Genomic DNA, 24,571 nt, shown 5'->3' with positions numbered 1-24,571 from the left:
GCCATGATCGTTCGACGCAAAGGCGGCCTGACCGAGTTCATCCCCACGCCGCAGGAGAAGCGCGACGGCCTGATCCGCGACCACGCCCTGGGCCTGCTGGAGAATCTGCACCAGCGCCTGGCGCGGCTGGAACGGGCATCTAAGCTCCCGGCCGAAGAAGCGGAGGCCTTCACGGCGCTGCTGGCGCGGATGCGGGCCGACGAGTCGCGCAACCTCGAGCTGCACGCCAGCCTGATCACCGGCGAAACCGCTTCCGGCTGACCGGCTCACTGCCACCGCCAACCCAGAAACCCCGGATACGGCCAGCCCGTTCCGGGGTTTCTGCCGCCTGTGCGCCGCCCAATCCGGCCAAACTCGCAAGTCATTGAAAATAAACGTGTTAAATGTCGGCTTCGGCTGTTCTTCTACTTGATTTGTGTCCGGAAAGAAGCATTCATTCATGGTGTAAGCGGAGGCTAAAAAGCCTTGCCAGACAACGACTTAGAAGCGCCATGAACGACGGAGGCACGCATGAACCTGAAAGAGATCCACTACGGGATCGAGATCGAGACCGTAAAACGCACCCGGGAACAGATCGCCTGGGCCATCCACTCGGTGGTGGGCGGCACGGTCCGCCATGTCGGCATCCCCAGCAGCTATGACCCCTGGGAGGTCGAGGACCTGCGCGGCCGCGTTTGGAAGGTGGTGGGGGACGCCTCCCTGACCAGCGTCCCGGCCCATCTGCGGGCCGAGGTGGTCAGCCCGGTGCTCGGCTACGACGATATCCCGCAACTGCAGGAGGTGGTCCGGGCCATCCGCCGCGCCGGAGGCAAGATCAACAGCCAGTGCGGCATCCACATCCATATCGACGCCGCGCCCTTCGACGGCAGGCACCTGGGTAACCTGGCCAAGATCATCTACAAGCAGGAGCCGCTGATCCTCCACGCCCTCGGCATCAGCCGCGACCGGCTCAACCGCTACACCCGGCCGGTCAGCGACGAGCTGATCCAGCGCATCGAACAGCATCGCCCCCGCACCAAGGACCAGCTCAACCGCATCTGGTACGGCTACCACAACCGCCAGCCCCAGCACTACGACAACAGCCGCTACCACGGGGTCAACCTGCACAACGTCTGGTACCGGGGCACGGTGGAGTTCCGCTGGTTCGAGGCGACCCTCCACGCAGGGCGGATCAAGGCCTACCTGCAGTTCTGCCTCGCCGTCGCCGCCAAGGCGCTCAATGGCCGGGCCGCCTCCAGCCGCAAGCGGGATTTCGATCCCCAGAGCGCCAAGTACGACTTCCGGGTCTTCCTGCTCCACCTCGGCCTGATCGGCGACGAGTTCAAGACCGCCCGCAAGCATCTGATGGCCAACATGCCCGGCGACGCCGCCTTCAAGAACGGACGGCCCAAACCGGAGGACGTCCTCCCGGACGAAACAACCACCACTCTCACCAACGAGGCCGGGCAAGTTCCCGGCCTCACTGTTTAAGGAGGTGCCCCATGAAGATTCTGATCCGCTCCACCACGCTGGACGGCGAACCGATCCCCGGCAGCGGGGAAACCCTGCAGGCCGCCGACTGCCTCGAAGTTGTCGAGCTGATGCGCGGCCAGACGCCGTTTACCGCCAGCCGAGCGCCCCGGGACTACATGACCGAGGTGCTCTCCGGCATCGAAGGCGGGCCGACCCAGCCATTGCCGGAAGACGCCGCCGCTGCGGCCGCCGAGTTTCTCACCCGTCTGGCCCGGCACGGCCTGATCGAGTTCCTGCCCGACGACAAGGCCAGCGATCCCTGGCCGGAACGCTTCCTCGAAGCCCTGGAGACGGTGCGGCTCTCCGGGCGCACCAACATGCTCGACCACCCGGAGGTGACCCGGCTGACCGCCGAGATGGGCTACCCGGAGGTGGCCGAGTGGCTGGCGGACCACCGGCGCGAATACGCGGCCTTCGTCCTCGAAGGGACGAGACCGCTCGGCAAGAACTTCGGCGGCAAGGAGGACCCGGCTCCATGTGCGGACAAGTAGGCATCATCTTCGGCCGCAAGCGCAGACGGCCCGACGAGCGGGATTACCTGCGCGAGGTCTTCATCCGCATGCTGCTGCACAGCGAGGAGCGCGGCCCGCACGCCTCCGGTCTGGCCTGGCTCAAGACCGACGGCAGCCACCGCATCTTCAAGCGGCCGATGCGGGCGCACGAGCTGGTCTACGAGAAGCCGTTCCAGGAGCTGCTCGGGCAGGTCGACAACGAGACCACCATCCTCATGGGCCACACCCGCTGGCGCACCCGGGGCAACGAGTTCAACAACCGCAACAACCATCCCATCCGGGCCGGGATCGTCATCGGCACCCACAACGGCACCATCTACAACGCCGACCACCTGTTCCGCCGTCTCGGTCTGCCGCGCTACGCCGAGGTGGATAGCGAGCTGATCTTCCGCCTGGCCGACCGCTTCGCGCCCGAAGGCCCCATCGACCAGGAGGGCCTGAAGAAGGCGCTCGCCCTCTGTCGCGGCCAGATGAGCGCCGTGCTGGCCTCACGCCTCGACCCCGGCACCATCACCGTGCTCAAGGGCAACAAGCCGCTCTGCCTGCGCATCCACCGCCAGCACCGGGTGGTGCTCTACGCCTCGGAGGCCGCCTTTATCGACTTTGCCGTGGACAACGAGAAGGGCTGGCGCGAGCTGGAGGTGCCGCCCATGACCATGCTCACCATCCGCCACGAGGATGTGCGGGCCATCGAAAACAGCGAATTCCGCTTCATCCCCCAGGAGCGCAAAGGGACACTGCCCGAAGGAGTGAATGCATGAACATTGGAGACACCGCGAAGCTGAACACAAACCCGGAAGACAGTCCCGAGACCATCCTCCGGCTCTTCGTCTACGGCACCCTGAAACGGGGCTACTGGAACCATCAACGCTTCTGCGCCCAGGCCCGCAGTATCGAACCGGCCGTGGTCTGGGGCAGGCTCTACCATCTCCACGCCGGTTTCCCGGCTATCGAGGTGCCGGAGGGACTGATCCTGGCCCGGGGCAGCGCCGATCCACTGACCGATGCCCGCAGACAGCAGGAGATCGGCACGCCGCGCTTTGGACGCCCGACCGGGGACTGGGATCTGATCCATGGGGAACTGGTGACCTTCACCGACCCGCAACGCGACCTGCCGCCCATCGACCGGCTGGAAGGCTTCCGGCCCGGCGGGCACAGCATGTACCAGCGGGTGATGGTGGCGGTGCTATGCGGGCGCACCTCGATTCCAGCCTGGACCTATTGGATGCCATGCCCGCCTTACGCGGAAAGAGTCGCCAGTGGCCAGTGGTTACGCACGTGAGCAGATCTTTGCGGCCTTATACGGACGAAAGCGTTTGACAATCGGCCCCTGCCTAAATATATTAGAGGTTGTTTTAAGTTGGGGAGGTTGCGCCCAGCATCCCCGTTACCGCCTCTGGCGTGGCTATTAACCCAATCGCCCATGAGGAGCTAGAGAAATGGCCGAGATGGAAGACCGCTGGTTATCAGTAGACGAGATAGGCAAGTACCTCGGTGTCAGCAGTGACACCGTTTACCGCTGGATCGACAAGCATGCGATGCCCGCCCATCGCATGGGCCGTCTTTGGAAGTTCAAAAAAGATCAAGTCGATGCCTGGGTAGAGGCAGGCGGGGCTGCGGAAACAGACAAGAAGCGTAAGGAGTGATAACGGGCTATGAACCACGCGACCCGAACGAGTATAGACAATCAAATAACCCCAGTTGTGGCACCTGAATTCTCATGGGCATGCGCACTGGAAGATCCTGCATTCCCTTTTGAAAAAGTCAGTGATGTTGCTGAACTGGAAAGTTGGCGAAAAGAAATTAACCGGCCTATCTATCATATACATAAATGGTGGGCACAACGACTTGGGACAGTATTTCGTGCGATTACACTTGGTGCTTTATCGCCGTCAGGAACTGATATCTTTGATGCTCTGTACAAACCGATACGACTTGATGAATTTGTTGTTTTTGATCCGTTTATGGGCAGTGGCACCACCATTGGCGAAGCCGCAAAACTCGGAGCGAGAGCTATTGGTCGGGATATTAATCCGGTAGCACACTTCCTAGTACGCAATGCTCTTTCTTACCACAATCGCGAAAGCGTACTGAATGAATATAAATCAATAGAGTCCGACGTTGCGGATAAAATCAGAGCGTTTTATAAAAGCCGTTTACCAAACGGGCAAGAAGCCGATGTCCTTTATTATTTCTGGGTAAAGACACTGGAATGCCCTTGTTGCAATAAAGATGTGGATCTTTTTTCTTCAAGGATCTTCGCTCGGCATGCTTATCCCAAACGCTACCCCCAAGCACAAGCCGTCTGCCCTGATTGCGGCGAAATCAATCAGGTACGATACGATGATGAGAGTGCGCACTGCACGTCCTGCCAAAAGATTTTTGATCCGCAGTCGGGTCCAGCGAAAGGTCAAAAGGCCACATGTCCTGCTTGTAACCACACTTTCTCCATAGCCCCGACAGTTCGTTCAACAGATGCTCCGCCTAAGCATCGACTCTATGCAAAGCTAATCCTTCTACCTGACGGCTCAAAGGTATATAAATCTGCTAATGATGAAGACCGATCTTTGTATGAAAAGGCTTCGGCAATGTTGGCTGAGCGTCCAAATGCCTATCCTGTAGTTTTAATAGAACCAGGTTACAATACGAACCAGGCGCTCAATTACAATTATAAGTATTGGCACGAAATGTTTAATGATAGACAGCTTCTCTGTTTGTCGATTTTGTCTGAGCGGATCAAGGCGATTAGTGATCCCGTATTACGTGATTTGTTTGCATGTCTATTCTCTGGAACCCTCGAATTCAACAACATGTTTGCCTCCTATAAAGGAGAGGGAACAGGTGCTGTCCGACACATGTTTGCGCATCACATTTTGAAACCAGAAAGAGTTCCATTGGAAGCAAATCTTTGGGGAACCTCGAAAAGCTCTGGTTCTTTCATGACAATGTTTAAAGGACGTATTTGTCGAGCTTTAGATTACGCTGAAAAACCATTTGAGCTACAGATTAGAACAAAGGATGGAAAGAAAATTACCGAAAAAATATTCGGCTTATCTGAACCGCTTGGTTTTGATTTGGCGAGTGAATATGCTGATTTTTCTGCCGGGAAGAGAATATATCTATCTTGCGGGGATTCGAGCCATACAGATATACCAGAGAAGTCTGTTGACGCTATCGTAACTGACCCTCCATTTTTCGATAACGTACACTATTCACAACTGGCTGATTTTTTTCATGTCTGGCAGCGTCATATTCTTGGTGAGAATGGCCAACGGGAGCGCGACTCGACGCGATCTGTTTTGGAGGTTCAAAACGCCGATGTATCTCTCTTCACCGAGCGCCTTGCTGCCGTATGGGCAGAAGCCCACCGGGTGTTAAAAGATGATGGCGTGCTTGCTTTCACTTACCATCATTCAAGACCTGAAGGATGGCACTCAGTTCTTCAAGCAATTATGACTTCGGGCTTTAGCATTACAGCGGCACAGCCGATCAAAGCTGAAATGTCTGTTGCCATGCCAAAACACCAGGCGAAGGAACCAATCGATCTCGATGTAGTTTTAGTTTGCCGGAAGCGTTCCCAATTACCTCTGCATGACTGGAATGGAGATTTATGGGGGACAGTGAGGCCGGTTGTAGCCGATCAAGTTCGTCGTTTTCAAGAAAGTGGACGAGGTCTCAGCCGAAATGATTTGCGTGTCATAGTCATGGCGCAACTGCTCCGGCAACTCTCGACCTCTCATGAACCGAGCACCGCTCTGGCATTGCTTGAATCAAGCAATACGGAAATTGAAGCGACGATTGAATCGTTGCATATCGAAAAGAAATCAAAAAGAAAGGGGTAATCCGTGTCTCAGATATCAACGATTTTCAAAGAATGTGTGCGGGCCATCCGAGATGGAGTTTTAATCGAACGGGAAGGACGCAATGACAAGGAGTTTCATTTCCAAAATTGGTTCAAAGCTCGTCTTCAAAGAATTGGTGAGAACTTCGATGAACCGGGTCGAAACACTTATCCCGATTTTCGTTTAGTGCGTTTCACTGAGGGGTATGAACTAAAGGGGCTGGCCTACCCAGGGCGTGAGGCAGATTATGACTGTAATAGCCAGGTCCCTTGTGGCGAACATAATGGTCGTCAGGTTCTTTATGTTTTTGGGCGCTATCCCAGTAATCCAGACGGTAACCGCTATCCCGTTCTGGACCTTGTGATATGTCATGGCAGTTTCTTGAACGCAGACAATACCTACGTTCACAAAAACAAAAGCTTTCGAGGGTTTGGTAGTTATGGGGATATCCTTGTTCGTGATCGAAAAATGTATGTAGCCCCAACTCCTTTTGCACTTGCCGAGGGCACGGCTCACCGTCGAACTTTAATCCTTCCTGCTGACATGCCTGTTGATGCGGACTTGATCGAAATTGCCGAATTGACGAGACGCGAAGTGGACAGAATGGTTGTGGCATATAGCTTCGACTTAAGAACAAACGAACTTGCTACGACACTGGTTCCAAACCCAAATGCCGGAAGAGAGCATGTGTTCAAAGCTTATCGAGTAGCAGGAGATCCCATAGAAGCTATTACCTTGTGCGAACGTTCCAGAGAGATAGCTGAGCGTAATTATGCAGAGGTGGATGATGATAATGAATGATAATCGTACCAATCTCTGAAAGTGGACCGAAAGGGTAATGGGGATCTATGGCTAAAACAGGTCAGGCAAAGCAGATCATTGAGAACCGCAGAGGCGACACCTTTGGCGGTTGGCCTGCCCGTACCCTGCTGGAGACGGGCGACATTCCCATTGCCCAAATCGCCGAGCTTGCCCTGCGTGAAGGTCAGAGCTCGAATCCTTTGTACCGGGTCCACCGCTGGTTTGCTCGCCGGGTGGGCTCTCAGTTCCGTTCGATCATCACCGCGCTGACCCTTCCCCCTGACAAGGCCGACGCCTTTTGGGATACCTATCTCGGCAAGACCTTCGTGCATGGCGCTGTCGTTCTCGATCCCTTCATCGGTGGCGGGACAAGTTTGGTGGAGTCCATGCGCTGCAACGCCCGGGTGATTGGTTTTGATATCGACCCGGTCGCGACCTTTATTACCCGATTTGAGTTGGCCGCCTCCCGGATGGAGGATCACTATCCGGAAATCGAGCAGATCTGCAATGAGATCGCCCAACTCATTATGCCGTTGCATCGGACTATGGTGGACGGCGTCGAACGGGATGTTCTTCATCATTTCTGGGTCCAGGTGAAGCAGTGCTCGAATTGCCAGAACGATGTAGAGCTCCATCCCCATTTCCAACTGGCCTACTCCAAAGAGAAATGCCTGCAGTGGGTATTCTGCAAGGACTGTCATGCGGTCCACGAATTGCCGATTGAACGCAAGGTGCTGCACTGCTCTTGCGGCAAGCGCACCACTATCAGCGCGGGCACGCACGGCAACGGGATCATGACCTGCCCGACCTGCAAGCACACACAGAAGATCGCAGCGGAGGACCTTGACGGTGCCGAACGCCCCACTTGGAGGCTCTTTGCCCAGGAGTATCTGGTCGGAACCGGCAAGAACTGTACAAGGCATTTCAAGCGCGTCGAGGAGGCGGACCAGGCGTTGTACGACCGAGCCACCCGAAAGCTGCGGATGATCGGGAATGGCTTGCTTGTGCCGACAAGAAGCATTCCCCGCGAGGGGCGTTCGGATGGACGACCTCTGATCCACGGGATTCGGCATTACGCAGACTTTTTCAATGACCGGCAGAAGCTCCACCTGCACCTTCTCGGTTCGGCCATCGGCCGAGTGGAAAGCGATAAGGCGCGGCGCTGCCTTGAGCTGGCCTTCAGTGAGCATCTCACCACGAACTGCATGTACACGGCCTATGCGTTTGGCTATCGCAGAACGAGTCCAATGTTCTCCATTCACTCATACCGGCACATCACTCGTCCGGTCGAGCTGAACCCTTGGCAGGATGGCGTCGGACGGGGGACGTTCATCAACACGGTCCGGAAAATATCAAAGGCGATTGCCTTTGCCAAAGCGCCCCAGGAGCTGCATCCGGAAGGCACCAGAGTCGGTTATGAAGATGATTTCGAGCGCGAACAAGCCTGTCTTGGCTCAGTCGATGATGTATTGAGCGGCAGCGCCACGGCGGCGATTGAAACCCAATCTTCCGAGGAACTCCACTTACTACCAGACGGCTCAGTGGATCTCGTGCTGACCGATCCACCGTATTTCGACAATCTGAGCTACTCGGAACTCTCGGACTTCTATTTGGCCTGGCATCAGGCTTTGGGAATCGCACCGCCCCCGTATGACGACAACGCCACTTCGGCTCCGATACTGCAGAATCTGGCCATCACGCGACGGTCCGACGAGGCAATCAAGGGATACCAGGAACGGCTTCAGCAGATTTTCATGGAATGCAATCGAGTGCTCAAGCCGGATGGGATCTGCGTGTTCACCTACCACCATAAACTCGCATCGGCGTGGGATGCTCTCGGCACGGCTCTGCTTCATTCGGGACTCTCGGTAACCAAGGTGCTGCCCATGCGTGGCGAAGGCCAAGGTGGCCTTCACACTTACGATGGCACCATCAAATGGGACGCGGTGCTGGTCTGTCGCAAGAAGAAAGGCGTCATCAAGAGGGGCGTTCCGGTCATCAGCGAAACCGCCTTCAAAGACGCTGTCTTGGAGGCGGAATCTCACTTTGAGGCATTGTCCGCCCATAAACGGATCGGCTTCAAAATACCTGATTTCACAAATTTGGCTCGGGCGTTGGTCGTCAGTAGAGGTTTCTTAGGCGAGGCGGATACCAGCACACGACCGATGTCGGATGCATTGAAGAACATACCAACCCCGGGAGAGTTGTGATGGCGAAACTCGATAAAGGAACGCTTGCCCTAACATTCAAATTCGATTGTGACCGGTTTCTCCGGTTTCGACTGGCCAGTGATGCTGAAAGGGACTCACTTGGGGTCTCGGCCGAAACCTACAAACGCCCTGGTATTGAACTTATCAAAGCGGCCGGGCGGCGCTGGGAAGCCGACAAATACCAGGATCTGATCGACACCTCGGATGATGAGAAAGTTGTGTTCCTTCTCGAGGACAAGGTCGATGATCTTCTGGGACGGAAGCCCTTCAAGAAGATTCAGAACCTTTTTGACATCCTCCGGCAACAGGAACCACCCCAGGCAATTATTGAGGCGGAGTTCACGGTTCCCACAAACATTACTCCCGGCCTTCAAAAGGCATACGACGATTTCGGTCTCGACCAGGTAAGAGTGCGCCCGGACATCCTTTGGATACGTCCAGGTGGTACTGGTGCGCCGCTGATCGGCAATGGGACTGTGCCTGAATACGAAATCCATATCATTGATGTGAAAATGGCTGCGGAGCCATCCCTGCGGCACTTCACGGAAGTGACCTACTACGCTCTGGCATTGGCCACAGCCATCCAGCAAGAAGGGCTTGGCGGCAGATATGCCGTTTCGGCGGAAGGCACCATCTGGCCAGGAAGCCATGACATCAATGCGTTCAGGAACCTGGTCCAGCTTTATCAGGCCAAGGGAGCCGCAGATCCTGTTTCCGAGGCCCTCAGCGAAACGCTGATTCGGGTTCCGTATGAAGTCTATGAAGTCCACGTGAAGCAGTTTTTCGAGGATCGTCTTCTCAGGGTTCTGCAGACCGACATGGAGGATGCCAGTTGGCATGTCGGTCCCAAGTGCCAGCTTTGCGACTACGTTCGCTACTGCCGAGACAAAGCATCCGAATGCGATCACCTTTCCCGGCTCGCCTGGCTCAATCAAGGGCAGGCGGAACTTCTCCGTTCAAATGGCATTACCACTACGGCGGGACTGACTGAAGCCGTGACTACCGCCGATGATCGGTGGCAATCCGTTATCGACTCCAGCCACCAGTTGCGGGCGGATGGGCCAGCGCTGGCAACTCGCGCCCGTTCCTTGACCGAGGGGGCACCCTTGCCGGTCGATGGACGGCGCAGCGCCATGATCCCCGCGTGGACTGACCAAAGCATCTTTATCACGATTCATTTCGACCCGGGCTCTGGTATCTCCTTTGCCCTGGGCGCGGCGCGGCTCTATTTCCCGCACGGCCGCAAGCCCGGCGATCCTCCGGTGACGGACGAAAAGATTTTCATCGTCGACCGTGTCGATGCGATGAACCCGGAAACGGAACGCGAGAGGCTGAAGGAATTTGCGACCGTGGTTTCTGAGTGGTTAGATGAGGTGTCGACCGTCAATACAGGTCTACCCGCCCGTGACCGGCTCTCTTCCCATATCTTCTTCTGGGACATGCTGGAGGTGCGACAGCTCAAGCGCATGTTCGAGCGTCATATGCAGAACCCTGACGTGATCGAACTGATCGAGATACTTACCCGATTCTTCCCACCGGACAGCCTGTTGCCCGATCCGGATGCTTTCAAGTCCCAGCCTGGGACAATCGTCAAGGAAGTCCTGCGAATGCTCGTTGGGCTGCCGGTTGCCCACGATTACTCCCTGTTTGATGCAGCGAACAGTTTCTTCCCAAATGTTCGGGAGGATGGAACCCCGTATAAATTCGATCTGCCTTTTGGGTTCGCTACCCCAATGAGCGATCAGATCCCCTTCGAACGTGCCTATGAGCTGTGGCAGGACAAAATTTTCGTCCGTCATTTCAATAAACTTCATCCTACTGACCCATCCAAGTGGAGACGCTACACCCGGGACGAACTCTACGATGGCATTAAGCGGGCCACGAAGGTTCACCTGCAAGCTTTGCAGCACATCGTCCGGCGACTGCGTGAAAACTACAAAGACCGGTTGGTGCTGAAAAAGAGCGGCTTCTCTGCCGCACGATCCTCCCAGGCAAGTGTTCCGGAGGCGGCAAGAAGCCTGATCGCTTTTGAGAAGCTCAATGTCGCGTGCCAGGAAATGGAGAATCGGAACACTCGCTCACTGCCCGTCGATGAACGGGAGGCGAGGTTTTTCTCGATACGCGGGTTGACCTTGAAGCCTCAAGCAGAGGCTGATCCGATCATCGATGAGATCAAGTTCGCGAATCCACAGTACCAACACGAAACGCTCTATGTTTTCGATTTTTCTCCGACCAGCAGGGATTCCAGAATCAAGGAAGGCGAATTTACCGTCGCCCTATCCAATGAGAATGAATACGTGGATCTCGACGAACCGTGGCGTCGGCGACTTGGACTGGGCTTCCAGGATGCAGAAGAACTGCTGGGCGAACACGGCCTGACCGAGCGGTGGATGACGAACAAGTCGATAGGGGCTTTGCTTCAGGTAGAGGTCATTCGGTTGGAGGCCATGCAGGACAATCCCTATGTGGTTCTTAAGCCGGGTCACCAGGGGCTCTTTCAGTTTGCCGTCGCCCATGGACTCGTGGCGCTCGACTCACCGCTTGTCCTCGATCCGATGTACCGGGACTTCTCGAGCGACAGGATAGAAAAAGCATTGAGGTCTGTCGGCGGCAAGGCAGCACCGATCAAACGTGCCAGGAAGCGGAGGTAAGGCAATGGCTAAGAGACCGACAAAAATGACCGAACCAGCCCATAGCCTGATGTATACCCCCGGCTCGCTGGCAGCAGGAAAAACATTCGCCGACACCAACCAGTTGTACGCGAAGGTAACACCATATCTGAAGGATGCCTTTAACGAAAAGCAGGAATCCCTTTTTCACGATGCATTCGGAAACAGGATTTCTTTGCTTTGGGGGCCGCCGGGTACAGGAAAGACCACGGTTTTGGCCGGGACTATTCTTGGGTGGATTGAACATTACGCCGAGGCGGGAACTCCGCTGCGTGTCGGTATCGGGTCCAGCAACTACAACGCTATCGATAACGTCCTCAACGAAGTCCTGGAACTGATCAACAGGCGGACGGCCACGGTCGGAGCGTTAGTTTGCCCAGTTCGTGTCACAAGGGTGAGGAGCGACTCCTCCGCACCCCCCTTGAGTGATCAGATCGAAGATATGCCGAGGACCTCTGCAAGGGCTCAGGGCTTTGTGAATGCCCTGAAAGGCGACGATCCCGGCATCATCATCGTGGGGGGTACCTGGCAACAACTTGGCCGACTTGCCGAGAAAGACCACCAGGATAGCGAGCCGACAGCCGAATGGTTTGATCTTCTGATGATCGACGAGGCATCACAGGTTCAGGTTGCTGCGGCTGCGGCCTACTTTCTGCTTTTGAAGTCTGATGGGCATGTTGTCCTTGCAGGTGACGACCGGCAGCTTGGGCCGATCTACGGCTTCCAGATGAAGGATAGCGTTCAAGGGCTGTTTGACTGCATTTTCTCTTACATGAAGGAGACCCACGGCATCACCCCGGTGCAGCTTAAACACAACTACCGGACCAACGTGGAAATTTCCGCATGGCCCTGTAAGCGTTTTTATAAGAACGAATACGAGGCGTTCTTCCCCGAGAGAAAGCTGGATCTCGCCATCAATATTGATGGAAGACCAGCCGACTGGCCTGAACAGTTGCCATGGTCCGACGAGTTTCTCCGCATTCTTGACCCAGCTTGCCCTGTGGTGGTGATCAGCTATTCCGCCAACACCTATACGTTATCGAACCCTTTTGAGGCGCAGATCGTTTCCGCTTTGACCCTTTTGTACAAGAAGCTGGTCGACGCCCAACAGTCTGGAGTAAGCGCCCAGGAGTTTTGGACGCAGAAAATCGGCATTGTGACTCCCCACCGAGCCCAGATGGCATCCATCAGAAATCTGCTCGTGGACGCAGCCGGTATGACGATGGACCCGCCTCCATTTGTGGACACTGTAGACCGGTTCCAGGGGCAGGAGCGCGACCTGATCCTTTCCAGTTATGTGGTGGCCGACCGGGATTTTGTTGCGTCTGAAGATGCGTTCATCCTAAGCCCACGACGATTCAATGTGACGCTGACCCGGGCGAGAAGCAAGTTTGTGATGCTTATCAGCGACGCGCTTCTCCAGTATCTGCCATCCGATCCGGACGTGGCCCGTGACGCCGCTCACCTGCAGCTCTTTGCCGAGCAGTATTGCAGTTCGGTATGCGACACCATCGACTTGCCGTTCTTTGAACGCGGTGCTCTGTCGACCATGAGAAGCAAATTGAGGGGGCGATATGAGAATGGAGGAGAGTCGGCATGAATTGTAAGCCTGATGGAGTATGTGATTTAAGTGTTCTCAACAGGAGGCGGGTCGAAATATGAATGAGAAAGCCTTGGTTCACGGAGCGGTTGCGAAGCATCTTAGCGACGTAGCCGGGCAGCTCGCCGTATTTCTAGAAAAAGTATTACCGCCGCTGTTTGACGACTGGTGGAACAAAGCGGTCGTAAACACCCTGTCGTTTCAGCAAAAAAGACGCTTGGAGCAACGCAACATCACGTCACTGGGTGGCCTTGACCTCGCTGGACTTCTTCGGGTGCTGGACCAGAACTGGTATCAGATTTCCAACAGCCTGGATCTGACCTCCGAAGCCCGTCACTTCGTCAAAGAAATGCAAACGGTCCGTAATCACTGGGCGCATGCGGACACAGAGGGCTTCCCCGTTGACGACATATACAGGGATCTGGACACCCTCCAGCGTTTTGCGGTTGTTATCGGCGCGGATGACAAGTTGATTCAAGATTTACGGAAAACAAAGGCGGCCCTTCTCGCGTCGGAGACCCAGCCGCAACCTGACCCAAGCGCAGAGACACCCTCCGCGCCTCCGGAAAGGAAAAACGATGCGGCCGAATTCGAACCCGGGCAAATCGTCTTCGCCAAATCAAACCCATCAAGCCGTGGCGCTGTGGTCGCCGTGCTGGCTGGAAAGCCTGAGAACCGATTCAAGGTCTTCATAGACGGGACAACCCAGACGTTTTACGCATCGCAATTACAAGCCGAAGACCAGCGTGAGGAAAAGGAAAACGCCTTACCCTGCGACCAATTCCATGCCTATCTCACCGCGCTACAGATAAAGTATCCGGGGCTATCCACCCTCTACTCACTCAACGCCGCTCGTGTCGACTTCATCCCGTATCAGTTCAGACCGGTGTTGCGCTTTATCCGGTCGGATCGTCCACGCTTGCTCATTGCCGACGGCGTTGGTGTAGGTAAAACCATTGAAGCTGGTCTCATCCTGCGCGAGCTCCAAGCGCGGCGTGAGATACGCTCAGTGCTCATTGTCTGCCCGCGCCCGCTGGTGACTGAGAAAAAATGGCTGAACGAGATGAAACGCTTCGAAGAGCGCTTTACCCATCTTGATGGTGCCACCTTGCGGTATTGCATCAACGAGATGGATCTGGATGGTGTCTGGCCGGATCAACACCAGAAAAGCATCGTACCGTACTCCCTATTCGATGAATCGCTTCTGTACGGCTCGGCTCCCGAAGGAAAGAGGAAGCGGAAAAAAGGCATCCTCGACCTTGATCCACCACCCCGCTTCGATCTGGTTATTGTCGATGAGGCTCACCACATCCGAAACCAGGATACATTCAGCCATAAAGCCGTGAAGTTTTTCTGCGATCATGCGGAAGCCGTAGTTTTCTTGACGGCCACCCCGATCCAGCTCGGTAGCAACGATCTCTTTGTTCTCTTAAATACGCTCCGTCCCGATCTCATCATCGACCAGGAGAGTTTCTCGCACATGGCTGAGCCGAACCCGTCTATCAATCAGGCGGTGTCGGCGATGCGGTCTCAAACGCCGGAATGGCAAAACCTGGCGATGGAAGCTCTCGATCAGGCGGCGTCCACGCCCTGGGGCCAGGCCATACTCAGGCACAATCCGGATTTTGGTCGGGTCCGCTCTGAACTCTTGAGGGGCGGGGTAACACACGAGGAACGCATAAAGATGATCTCCGACACGGAGGGGATGCACACCTTCGCCGGTATCATCAACAGAACCCGCCGCCGCGACATTGGGAATTTCACGGTCAGGAAGCCCGAGACGGTCGTCGTGCCATTCACTCCGGCTCAGCAGAATTTGCATGACGAACTTTTGAGAATCCAGGCTGAAATATTCAGCCAGATTCACAATGGGGTCAACGTGAAGTTCATGATGACCACCATCAGGCGACAGGCGGCCAGTTGCCTCTTTGGTCTTTCCCCCTTTCTTGAGGAGATCCTCAATCGCCATCTCGATGAACTGTCCTGGGAAGAAGCGGATGACACCGGCGTCCCCGAGGACGAGGCCATCATTCCCATCCAAAGCCAAATCCAGAATCTGCTGAAGGCGGCTCGTACCCTTGAGGCAGGCGACCCCAAACTCGAAGCTTTACGCAACATCATCCGCGACAAGCAAAGCCTCCCGAACAACAAGGTCATGCTGTTCAGCAGCTTCCGGCATACCCTGAGCTATCTCTTCGACCATCTCAGCAAGGACGGTTTTCGCGTCGGGTTGGTCCATGGGGGAACGCCGGATGAGGATCGGGTGTCCCTTCGCGCCCGTTTTGAGAAGCTGAAGGAGGATGAGGACTGTCTCGACCTGTTGCTGTTTTCCGAAATCGGCTGCGAAGGTCTCGATTATCAGTTCTGCGACTGCATCGTTAACTATGATCTTCCCTGGAATCCCATGCGGGTAGAACAGCGCATCGGCCGTATCGACAGAAATGGGCAGAAGAGCGAGAGCGTCGCCATCGTCAACTTGATCACGCCGGGAACCGTGGATGCGGATATCTACGAGCGGTGCCTGGTGCGCATCGGGGTCTTCAATAATGCCCTCGGAGGGAGCGAGGAAATACTCGGTGAAATCACTCGTGAGATCAAAAACATCGCGGAGAACTACGAGCTGAGTGAGGAGGAGCGCAATGGGAAGCTCCAGCAACTATCCGACAACAAAATCCGGCTCATCCAGGAGCAGGAAGAGCTGGAGCAGAAGCAGGCGGAGCTGTTTGGCATTCGCCTTCCCCAAGAGCAGATGAACCGCGAAATTGCCGACGCGGCGAGTTTCTGGCTATCACCGGCTTCTCTCCGCAGGGTGGTGACCCTTTACCTGCAGCGCGTGTGCGGTAAAGACCAGGAATTTATTCTGGGCGAAAAGCCGCTCAAGACCCTCCGCCTGGCCCAGGAATCCCGTGGCCACCTTTTAAGGGATTTTCAGCAGCTCCCCAGGCAGAACACTTCTGCTTACCGCGAATGGGAAAATTGGCTCAAGGGCGGGAGCCAGCATTTGGCCATCACCTTCGAGTCTGATTGCGCCATGCAGCATCCCGAGGCCGCCTTCATCATGCCCCTCCATCCATTGGTCAAACAGGCGGCCCTGTCATTTGATACCAAACAACGGGTCATAACCAATCTGGAGGTAGTGTCGAACGAGATACCTATTGGGCGCTACGAATTCGCCATTTACCAGTGGCGCTTTCACGGCATCAGGGAGGACTTGGTGCTTAAGCCTATCGCCTCGAACGCCATGGTGACCGAGCATCTTGGTCGCCTTTTGGAGAGTGCGGCGGATTGTCCTGGCGCTATGCCAGACGGCCTTGGCGCTTCAGTTTGGGACGACTTGGACGCCCAGCACTACAGCTTGTGGAACGATGCCAGAAGTAGCCACCGGCAAAAGACCCAGGAACTGGCCGAATACCGGCGGGAGAGCCTATCCACCAGTCACCGAGCGCGGATCGCTCTTCTTGAAGAACAGCTCAGCCAAGCGACCAACGAGAAGATACAAAAAATGCGTCGGTCGCAAATCGCCGCCGCAGAGGCGGACTACGCAAGGCGAATCCAAGAGCTGGACATCGCTTTGGAGAGAGCGGATATCGTCGCCGGTCCGGTCGCGTATGGTGTAATTCATGTTTCCGGGGGAAGCGCCAATGCCGACTGACTACGACAGGATACGAGAGGACAATATCCGTGAGTACGGTCAAGGGACACGCCACCTGTCCTTTCTGGGCCGACTGTACACAGATCGAACCCATTTCGTTTTCGAGCTTCTTCAGAATGCGGAGGATGCGGGCGCTACCCGAATACTCTTCAGCCTTTTCGACGACAGGCTGGAAGTTACCCATGACGGCCGTCTTTTCAATGAGCGGGATGTCAGAGGGGTGTGCGGTGTCGGAGAAGGAACCAAAACCGAAGATCTGACGCAAATTGGAAAGTTCGGGATCGGTTTCAAGTCGGTCTACGCCTACACGGCTACTCCGGAAGTCCACTCCGGCGGAGAAGGCTTCAGGATAGAGAACTACGTGCGCCCTTACGCGGTGACCTCCAAGCCAGCCGGTAACTCCTGGACCACGCTTTTTGTCTTCCCCTTTAACACTGCGGAAATATCGCCAGAGACCGCATGCAAAGAAATCGGCGCACGCCTCCGCAACCTGAGCGCCAGAACGCTGTTGTTCCTCCGGAAAATCAACGAGATTGAGTACAAGCTGCCAACCTCAAAAGGCGGGGTGTATCTGCGCGAGGAAATTGCCCGAGGACCCGCCCGACAAGTCAGCGTCATCGGTCAAAACAACGGCAAGGACGAGGAGGAAAACTGGCTCATTTTTGAACGACCGGTACCCGTACCGGGGAATTCGGAAACTGTGCGTGTTGAGGTCAGCTTCCGGCTGGAGGCAGAAGACAAGGCCGGAAAGAATCCCGAACGTATAGTCAAAGTTAAGGATTCTCCCCTGGTTGTTTATTTTCCCACAGAGAAGGCCACAAGGTTCGGATTCCTCATTCAAGGGCCATACAGGACAACACCATCTCGCGACAACATCCCAAAAGACGACGACTGGAATGAGACGCTGGTAAAAGAAACTGCTGATCTCATCGGAGACATTCTGTCTGAGATAAAGGATCTTGGCCTGCTCTCGGTATCCTTCCTCGAGGCGCTTCCGATTAGAACCGAGGATTTTCCAGACGACAGCATGTTTTATCCCATCGTCGAGTCGGTTCGGAACACGTTGATCAAAGAAGAACTCCTCCCGGCCGATGACGGTTCATTCGTGTCCGCCGGGAACGCCAAACTCGCTCGCGGTGCTGACCTCAGAAAACTACTGGGCCAGGTGCAGCTTGGTCAGTTGTTTCAGTCCACAGCCACAATAAAATGGCTTGCCGGGGAAATTACCCAGGACCGAACGCCTGACCTCCGCTCCTACTTGATTAGCGAACTTGACGTGGAGGAAGTGACTCCGGACGGGTTAGCCCGAAGAATCAGTCACTCCTTTTTGTCTGTCCAGCCCGATGAATGGTTTGTTGATTTTTATGGGTATTTATCCGGCCAGGAGGCGCTTTGGAGAGCGCCTCGTTGGGAACGTGATCCTGGCGGTGTTCTGCGCTCGAAGCCTATTCTTCGTCTTGCCAATGGCAGCCAGGAAGCCCCTTTCAAGCCGGACGGTACCACTCCCAACGCTTTTATGCCTCCACCAGAGGAAACCGCTTTTCCAGTTGTGAGCCGGTCAATCGTCACCGATGATCAGGCTCGTACATTCCTCAAACGGTTGGGACTCTCAGAACCCGATGTTTTTGACGATATCGTGGAAAGGGTTCTGCCCAAATACGCCAAAACCGACGGAGACTCGGTTCCAGACTCCGAACATCAGGCGGATATACAAAAGATTGTTCGCGCCATGGGCTCAGACTCGGAAGCCGGAAAAAGAAAGGTGATCCAGGCGGCAAGGCGAACGCCATTTCTGAAGGCCACCAATTCAACCGGAGACACTGTATTCAAAAAGCCCACAGAGATCTATCTCAACACAGCAGAGCTGCTACGGTATTTTTCTGGTGTTCAAGAAGTGTGGTTCCTGCATGATGAGTACACATCGTCTGATGTAGACATCGATGTCTGGCATGATCTTGGAGTTTCCCGTCTGCCACGAAAATTGCCGACATCTGAAGGCTTGCCCTATGGAGAAAGGGAATATTCAACTCGATCAGAAACTATAGAAAATTACGATTTGGACGGGCTTGAGCAGTTTCTGGAAGCCATCCAAGAAATCATAGATTTTGAAGAACAAAAAAGCTCCGCATCCGTGTTGTGGGGATTTCTGCGGGACTATTTGGAGTTGGACGCACGCTTTTTCAAAGCCAGGTATCAGTGGTTTTATTACAGCTCGCAGAGCAAATATTTCAGTTCCATGATCCTTGTTCGGCTGAAAAACTCAAAATGGGTCCCTACAAAAGATGATTCACTTGAAAAGCCGGGCGAGATAACGACAGACCAACTCTTAGACGAGTTCTTGGGCGCGACTGAGCTTACTGAAAGTCTTGGGATAGTCGAGGGTGCTGAACAGAGCGAGGATGAGCGGAAACGTGAACACGCGACAGAACTCGGAGTTAGCCTTGAGGACATCGAGTTCCTGAAAAACCATCGTGACGAGGTCGAGCAATTGAAAGCCGCCTTGGCTGCCCGCAAGGAACGCCCAACGTTTCCAACCAGACCAGTGGCCAACCCGGAACGACGTCAAGAGCGTCTTGGCGAGCAACTAACCGACGCGCCCGATAAGGAATACGAGAAACGCGAAAGAAGTGTTCGAACCACCAACGGAGCCATTGATCCGATCACATGGCTCCGAAACCAATACACGAACGAGGCCGACCAAATGGTCTGCCAGATATGCAAAGAGGAGATGCCCTTCCGGAAGCGCGATGGAGCCCACTACTTCGAGAAAAAGGAAGTGCTCTCCAGAAAGTATCTGCCGAAGGAGCATGAAGCTCAGTATCTGGCTCTTTGCCCCCTGTGCGCCGCCAAATACGATGAATTTGTAAAAACCGACGACGAGGTAATGGCCGAGCTAAGGGAAGAGATTGTCAATGCGGAGGATTATGAGCTTCCAATATCGTTCGGTGACGAGCAAACCAGCATCCGTTTCGTAGAGACACACCTTCACGATTTGAAGGTCATTATGGATGAGGCGGAATGACTCTGGGGGGATCATGAAGTATCCGAAAAAGCACATATCTATTCGCGTGCCTTGGCACGATTCCGGATGGGATGGACGAGTCTGTGCCAATCCACGCCTTAACGGGGCTTGCCTCAAGCTCAAACGGATTGGGCAGGAGAGAAACGATATCGCCGAGGAAGCGGTCGCCGGTCAATCGCTTGCGGACTTGCCTCAAGAAAAATGGCCTTGTTGCGTGGCTGAGCGGGTCGCGTTCATGTCGCCATTCGAATACACGAGGGTCGCCAACCACCCGTACAAGCACACATCCGAGGGGAGTCACGGACACTTCGCTCCTACCGATTTACGCCATCCCGCCTATTCCGCTCCTGCGGTCCCATTCGCTTGGATGTTGCGGGAATCGATGGATGAACTCGGCGAAACATATGGTTTGGATGTGCGGTCGGAGCGGGAGCCGGAATTAGGATTCCCCACACAGTGGATACAAGCCATAGAGAACCAGAAGGCCCTCTCAGATTGCTTTTGTGATCACATCAAACCAGAGGAATCACTCTGTTTTTTTTACGCCAAGCAGGTTCCGTTTGTCGAAGACGCCGGGGCTAGGAGAATCCTGGTCGGCGTAGGTCGGGTTTTGCATGTGTCCCTAGGAGTTGAATACCAATATTCGACCAAGGATCTGAAAGGAAAGCTGCGGTCCATGCTTTGGGAGCGCATGGTGCAGCATTCCATAAGGCCCGATTTCAAAGATGGCTTCTTGTTGCCTTATCATGCGGCACTGGAACTGGCTGCTGACAATCCCGACTTTGACCCTGCGTCTATCGCCGCATTTTCACCAGATGACCGGCTTCTTGAATTTTCACACGCTTCGCAGCTTGTAACCCATGACGCAGCAATCGCTTCTTTGCTGTCCTGCGCGGAATCTCTCAGGAAAGCTATTGGAGTTTTGCCTGGGCCATGGGCAAAGTGCTTGACCTGGATTGACCAACGAGTCGGAGAGCTATGGACGGCCAGAGGGCCGTGCCCAGGGCTCGCGTCGGCGCTTTGCGCTTTTGGCATTGACCTCGGGACGTTTATCGCTCGACAGATTTCTGACAATGTCGGAGAGAATGTCGATCCTTGGCCCATGGTCGACCAAGTTCTCCGAGACCCACAAAAGCACCTGCCTAAAGATCTGGCCAAAGGGATCGGGACGACCATTCAAACGAAATGGAGCCGTCTTCCCGAAGAGCGCCGCAATCTCCTGAAACTGATAAGCCGATTTGAAATCAGCAGAGAACAGGCGACGACTATATATGTCCAGGAGGAACGGAAAAAGGCGAATATCGACTGCTCGGATCTGTCCATATTGACCAATCCCTACTTGCTTTATGAGACGACCAGGCTGACATCGACGCCAATAAGTGTCTGGACCGTTGACCGTGGTGTTTTCCCTGACGAGACCATCCGGGAGATACACCCTTTGCCCGAGCCAACCGCTTTGGACGCAGGAACAGACGCCCGCCGTGTGCGTGCCCTCAGTGTCAAAACCCTGGAGGATGCGGCTATCGCTGGCAATTCTCTGATGCCCCAGGACCAGGTTGTGCTCGCGATTCGGAACCTGGATATCAAGCCAGGGTGCGAAGTCGACGGTGATTTGATCAATGTCGCAAAGGACCAGTTTGAGGAAACCATAGTTGAAACGCCTCTGGCAGATGGTAATCCTGCGTTGCAGCTTGCCCGTTTAGCCGAAATGGGAGATGTGATTCGCTCCGCCATCCAAAAACGTGTCAAAGGCAAACGATTGGTTGTTGAGGCCGATTGGAAGACCCTTCTCGACAGTCATCTTGATGTTCACGGTGTGGGTAGTTCCGATGAACTCGAGGAAAAGGCTCGTGAAGAAAAGACGGCGGCACTTAAGGAACTTGCCGAATCCCGCCTCAGCGTTCTTATCGGACCTGCGGGGACAGGGAAAACCACTCTTCTGTCAGTGCTGTGTTCTCATCCACAGATATCGCAAGGTGACATTCTGCTTCTGGCTCCAACCGGGAAAGCGCGTGTCCGAATGGAGCAATCCACCAGCGACCTCAATTTGAAGGGATTCACTGTTGCTCAGTTCCTCAGCCCCGACCGATATGATGGCTCCACAGGTCGCTACAAGTTATCGGAAAAATCTGCCGAGGCCGGGGCTCGAACAGTCATAGTCGATGAAGCCTCAATGCTGACTGAGGAGATGTTGGCTGCACTTATTCAGGCACTCAAGGGTGTTCATCGTTTGATTCTGATTGGCGATCCCAGACAGCTTCCCCCGATTGGCGCAGGCCGCCCGTTTGTTGATGTAATCAAGCATCTCGCTCCCGACGGGATTATGGAAAAATTTCCACGAGTCGCCCCTGGATACGCAGAGCTCACCATTCGCAGACGACAGGCCGGTGAAGAACGCGAAGATTTGCAGCTCGCTGAATGGTTCAGCGGATCGCCGATTGCTCCGGGTGAGGACGATGTTTTCGACAAAGTCGTCAAATCCGGAAAGAGCAAGCATGTCCGCTTTGTTCAGTGGGATTCCTCGGACGAACTTAGGGAGAATCTGGTTTCCGTTCTCGTTGATGAACTTGGTCTTGATGGCCCGGATGACATTCTGAAGTTTGACGAGTCCTTGGGCGGGAAAGACTGGAATGGGATGCGATTTTTTAACTTCGGTTCAGCCGAACAGTCCGAGGGCTGGCAAATACTTTCACCCGTTCGTTCAGGGGCGCACGGCGTTCCCGACATCAATCGTTTAATTCACAAACAGTTCAGGCAAGAGTTAATCGATGCATCCAGAGTCGCCAGATGGCGGAAATACCCCAAGCCGATGGGACCAGAAGAGATAGTCTATGGCGACAAGGTTATCAACTTGGCGAATACCGATCCTAAAATGCCATGGAACCGCCACCGGAAGGTCTATCCGGAAAAGGACAATCCATACATTGCAAACGGCGAGATCGGGATGGCCGTCGGTTTTTTTTGGAAAAAGGGTCTGCCAGATCTGCGTTGGAAACTCGAGGTTGAATTCTCCTCCCAGCCGAATTTCAAATACGACTTTACGGCTAAGGATTTCGGTGAAGAAGCAAATCCGGTGTTGGAGTTGGCTTATGCGCTCACCGTGCATAAGTCTCAAGGCAGCGAGTTTGGCACCGTTATTCTGGTTATGCCAAATCCGTGTCGCCTGCTTTCCAGGGAGCTGCTCTACACGGCCCTGACTCGGCAGAAGAATCGAGTGGTTATTCTGCATCAAGGAGCCAGAGGCGATCTGCGCAAGTATTCGTCAGACGACAGGTCCGAGACGGCCCGCAGACTGACAAATCTTTTTGAAGCGCCATCTCCGATTTATATTGACGGACGATTCTTCGAAGAAAATCTGATCCACAGAACAGCACGCGGTGAAATGGTTCGGTCAAAGTCTGAAGTGATCATCGCTGACAGACTTTCCGCCTTGAAGGTCGAGTACATGTACGAGCATCCTTTGACCATCGGCAGCGCCACAAAATATCCCGATTTCACTATTGAGGATATCGAATCGGGCAGAACATTTTATTGGGAACACTGCGGCATGCTGCATGTTCCGAGTTATCGTAGGCGCTGGGAAGAGAAGCTCAATTGGTATAAAGATAACGGCATCCTGCCGCATGAAGAAGGAGAGGGTGAAAACGGTACACTGATCGTCACGAGCGAATCAGCGCGTGGAGGGATATCCTCTCAGGACATAGAAAGAGTTATCCGTACAGTCATATTGGACGAATCATGATGACGGTGTACCCAGACGAGAACTCCACAACTTTGGTCCGTGCCCAAGGCTGCCTAATTGGCCAGCTTGCCGGAGACGCCCTTGGCAGCCTGGTCGAGTTCCAGTCGCCGGAGGAGATCCGCCGCAGCTACCCGGAAGGCGTGCGGGAACTGGCCGATGGCGGCACATGGAACACCATTGCCGGTCAGCCGACCGATGACTCGGAGATGGCGCTGCTGCTGGCCCGGATGCTGATAGAGCGTGGAGCCTATGATCCCAATGCCGCGCTTCAGGCATATCAATTCTGGCTCGACTCCGATCCCTTTGACTGCGGTATGACCATCGCCACTGGATTGCGAGGATGTCCGAACCCCGACAGTCAGGCCAACGGGGCCATGATGCGGATCAGCCCCTTGGGCATCTTCGGAGCCAACTACCCATTGGAAACTGTGTGCGACTGGGCCAAGCAGGACGCCGCCCTGACGCATCCAAATCCGGTGTGCCTTCAGGCGAACTCGCTTTTTACCATGGCGATTGCCCACGCCATTGCCTCGGGCTGCGAGGCCGGGAAGCTCTACAAGAATATCAAACAGTGGGCTGCCGACCTGGCAGTCGACCCGGCTCTTATGGACACTATCCAAGGAGCCGCCGAAGCTCCACCTGCTGACTACGTCCAGCAACAGGGCTGGGTGTTGATCGCGTTCAGAAATGCCCTGTGGCAACTGCTCAATGCCCCGAGCTTTGAAGCGGGCGTCGTCGATACGGTCATGCGGGGTGGCGACACCGATACAAACGCAGCCATTTGTGGGGCGCTACTTGGCGCGGTGTACGGCCTGGACGCCATACCCGCCCAGTGGGTCGCCCAGGTACTGAACTGCCGCCCCAAGGCTGGACATCCCGGCGTCAACCGCCCGCGACCCGAGTGCTTCTGGCCGGTGGATGCTTTGGAACTGATTGAAAGGCTGATTGGCAAGCAAGGACCGCTTTCATGAAAAACACCAATAGTCGGCAATTGGCCAGAACTTGGCCT

15 protein-coding genes are annotated in these 24,571 nt (G+C 55.0%); all 15 read left to right on the top strand.

The annotated features are described in order from the left end of the window. Positions 1-3 precede the first annotated feature (3 nt). The 15 genes from PLD04_05065 to PLD04_04995 all read left to right on the top strand — a co-directional run bounded on the left by PLD04_05065 (position 4) and on the right by PLD04_04995 (position 24,533). Positions 4-261 carry a VrlD gene (locus PLD04_05065; GenBank protein HXK67692.1) on the top strand — a complete coding sequence of 86 codons (258 nt, stop codon included), beginning with the start codon at positions 4-6 and terminating at the stop codon, positions 259-261. Positions 262-510: 249 nt separating this feature from the next. After that, positions 511-1,470, top strand: coding sequence for an amidoligase family protein (locus PLD04_05060; GenBank protein ID HXK67691.1), 960 nt, complete (start codon positions 511-513; stop codon positions 1,468-1,470). Positions 1,471-1,481: 11 nt separating this feature from the next. After that, entirely contained in the window at positions 1,482-2,003 is a 522-nt protein-coding gene (locus PLD04_05055) for a DUF5049 domain-containing protein (GenBank protein ID HXK67690.1), read from the top strand. Then, positions 1,988-2,785, top strand: a complete 798-nt coding sequence (locus PLD04_05050; protein HXK67689.1) for a glucosamine 6-phosphate synthetase — start codon at positions 1,988-1,990, stop codon at positions 2,783-2,785. The genes PLD04_05055 and PLD04_05050 overlap by 16 nt, the downstream gene beginning before the upstream one ends. Then, the gene (locus PLD04_05045; GenBank protein ID HXK67688.1) at positions 2,782-3,306 is read left to right on the top strand and encodes a gamma-glutamylcyclotransferase; all 525 of its coding nucleotides are present in this window, start codon (positions 2,782-2,784) and stop codon (positions 3,304-3,306) included. Before PLD04_05050 ends, PLD04_05045 begins: the two co-directional genes overlap by 4 nt. Before the next feature lie 157 nt (positions 3,307-3,463). Then, a complete protein-coding gene (locus PLD04_05040; protein ID HXK67687.1) occupies positions 3,464-3,670 on the top strand; it encodes a helix-turn-helix domain-containing protein in 207 nt (68 codons plus the stop codon). Between the two features lie 9 nt (positions 3,671-3,679). Beyond that, positions 3,680-5,866, top strand: coding sequence for a DNA methyltransferase (locus tag PLD04_05035; protein ID HXK67686.1), 2,187 nt, complete (start codon positions 3,680-3,682; stop codon positions 5,864-5,866). Positions 5,867-5,869: 3 nt separating this feature from the next. Next, a complete protein-coding gene (locus PLD04_05030) occupies positions 5,870-6,667 on the top strand; it encodes a hypothetical protein (GenBank protein ID HXK67685.1) in 798 nt (265 codons plus the stop codon). A 47-nt stretch (positions 6,668-6,714) separates the two neighbouring features. Next, positions 6,715-8,877, top strand: coding sequence for a DNA methyltransferase (locus tag PLD04_05025; protein HXK67684.1), 2,163 nt, complete (start codon positions 6,715-6,717; stop codon positions 8,875-8,877). After that, positions 8,877-11,528 (top strand): hypothetical protein, encoded by a 2,652-nt coding sequence (locus PLD04_05020; GenBank protein ID HXK67683.1) that lies wholly within the window; start codon positions 8,877-8,879, stop codon positions 11,526-11,528. Before PLD04_05025 ends, PLD04_05020 begins: the two co-directional genes overlap by 1 nt. A 4-nt stretch (positions 11,529-11,532) precedes the next feature. Next, positions 11,533-13,146, top strand: coding sequence for an AAA domain-containing protein (locus tag PLD04_05015; protein ID HXK67682.1), 1,614 nt, complete (start codon positions 11,533-11,535; stop codon positions 13,144-13,146). 58 nt (positions 13,147-13,204) lie between these two features. Beyond that, positions 13,205-16,798, top strand: coding sequence for a Swt1 family HEPN domain-containing protein (locus PLD04_05010; protein HXK67681.1), 3,594 nt, complete (start codon positions 13,205-13,207; stop codon positions 16,796-16,798). After that, the gene (locus tag PLD04_05005) at positions 16,788-19,820 is read left to right on the top strand and encodes a hypothetical protein (protein ID HXK67680.1); all 3,033 of its coding nucleotides are present in this window, start codon (positions 16,788-16,790) and stop codon (positions 19,818-19,820) included. Before PLD04_05010 ends, PLD04_05005 begins: the two co-directional genes overlap by 11 nt. A gap of 13 nt (positions 19,821-19,833) precedes the next feature. Beyond that, entirely contained in the window at positions 19,834-23,562 is a 3,729-nt protein-coding gene (locus tag PLD04_05000) for an AAA family ATPase (protein ID HXK67679.1), read from the top strand. Next, entirely contained in the window at positions 23,559-24,533 is a 975-nt protein-coding gene (locus PLD04_04995) for an ADP-ribosylglycohydrolase family protein (GenBank protein ID HXK67678.1), read from the top strand. Before PLD04_05000 ends, PLD04_04995 begins: the two co-directional genes overlap by 4 nt. Positions 24,534-24,571 lie beyond the last annotated feature (38 nt).

The sequence above is a fragment of the Thermoanaerobaculia bacterium genome, assembly GCA_035593605.1.
Lineage (GTDB): Bacteria > Acidobacteriota > Thermoanaerobaculia > UBA2201 > DAOSWS01 > DAOSWS01.
Note: the sequence above shows the minus strand (reverse complement) of the source record. Positions and strands in the feature narration are given on the sequence as shown.

Bases quoted from the DNA above. Each gene is read 5' to 3' on its own strand.
- PLD04_05005 (HXK67680.1), top strand. From the start codon at position 16,788: ATGCCGACTGACTACGACAGGATACGAGAGGACAATATCCGTGAGTAC.
- PLD04_05015 (HXK67682.1), top strand. From the start codon at position 11,533: ATGGCTAAGAGACCGACAAAAATGACCGAACCAGCCCATAGCCTGATG.
- PLD04_05035 (HXK67686.1), top strand. From the start codon at position 3,680: ATGAACCACGCGACCCGAACGAGTATAGACAATCAAATAACCCCAGTT.
- PLD04_05055 (HXK67690.1), top strand. From the start codon at position 1,482: ATGAAGATTCTGATCCGCTCCACCACGCTGGACGGCGAACCGATCCCC.
- PLD04_05025 (HXK67684.1), top strand. From the start codon at position 6,715: ATGGCTAAAACAGGTCAGGCAAAGCAGATCATTGAGAACCGCAGAGGC.
- PLD04_05045 (HXK67688.1), top strand. From the start codon at position 2,782: ATGAACATTGGAGACACCGCGAAGCTGAACACAAACCCGGAAGACAGT.
- PLD04_05040 (HXK67687.1), top strand. From the start codon at position 3,464: ATGGCCGAGATGGAAGACCGCTGGTTATCAGTAGACGAGATAGGCAAG.
- PLD04_05065 (HXK67692.1), top strand. From the start codon at position 4: ATGATCGTTCGACGCAAAGGCGGCCTGACCGAGTTCATCCCCACGCCG.
- PLD04_05000 (HXK67679.1), top strand. From the start codon at position 19,834: ATGAAGTATCCGAAAAAGCACATATCTATTCGCGTGCCTTGGCACGAT.
- PLD04_04995 (HXK67678.1), top strand. From the start codon at position 23,559: ATGATGACGGTGTACCCAGACGAGAACTCCACAACTTTGGTCCGTGCC.
- PLD04_05020 (HXK67683.1), top strand. From the start codon at position 8,877: ATGGCGAAACTCGATAAAGGAACGCTTGCCCTAACATTCAAATTCGAT.
- PLD04_05010 (HXK67681.1), top strand. From the start codon at position 13,205: ATGAATGAGAAAGCCTTGGTTCACGGAGCGGTTGCGAAGCATCTTAGC.
- PLD04_05060 (HXK67691.1), top strand. From the start codon at position 511: ATGAACCTGAAAGAGATCCACTACGGGATCGAGATCGAGACCGTAAAA.
- PLD04_05050 (HXK67689.1), top strand. From the start codon at position 1,988: ATGTGCGGACAAGTAGGCATCATCTTCGGCCGCAAGCGCAGACGGCCC.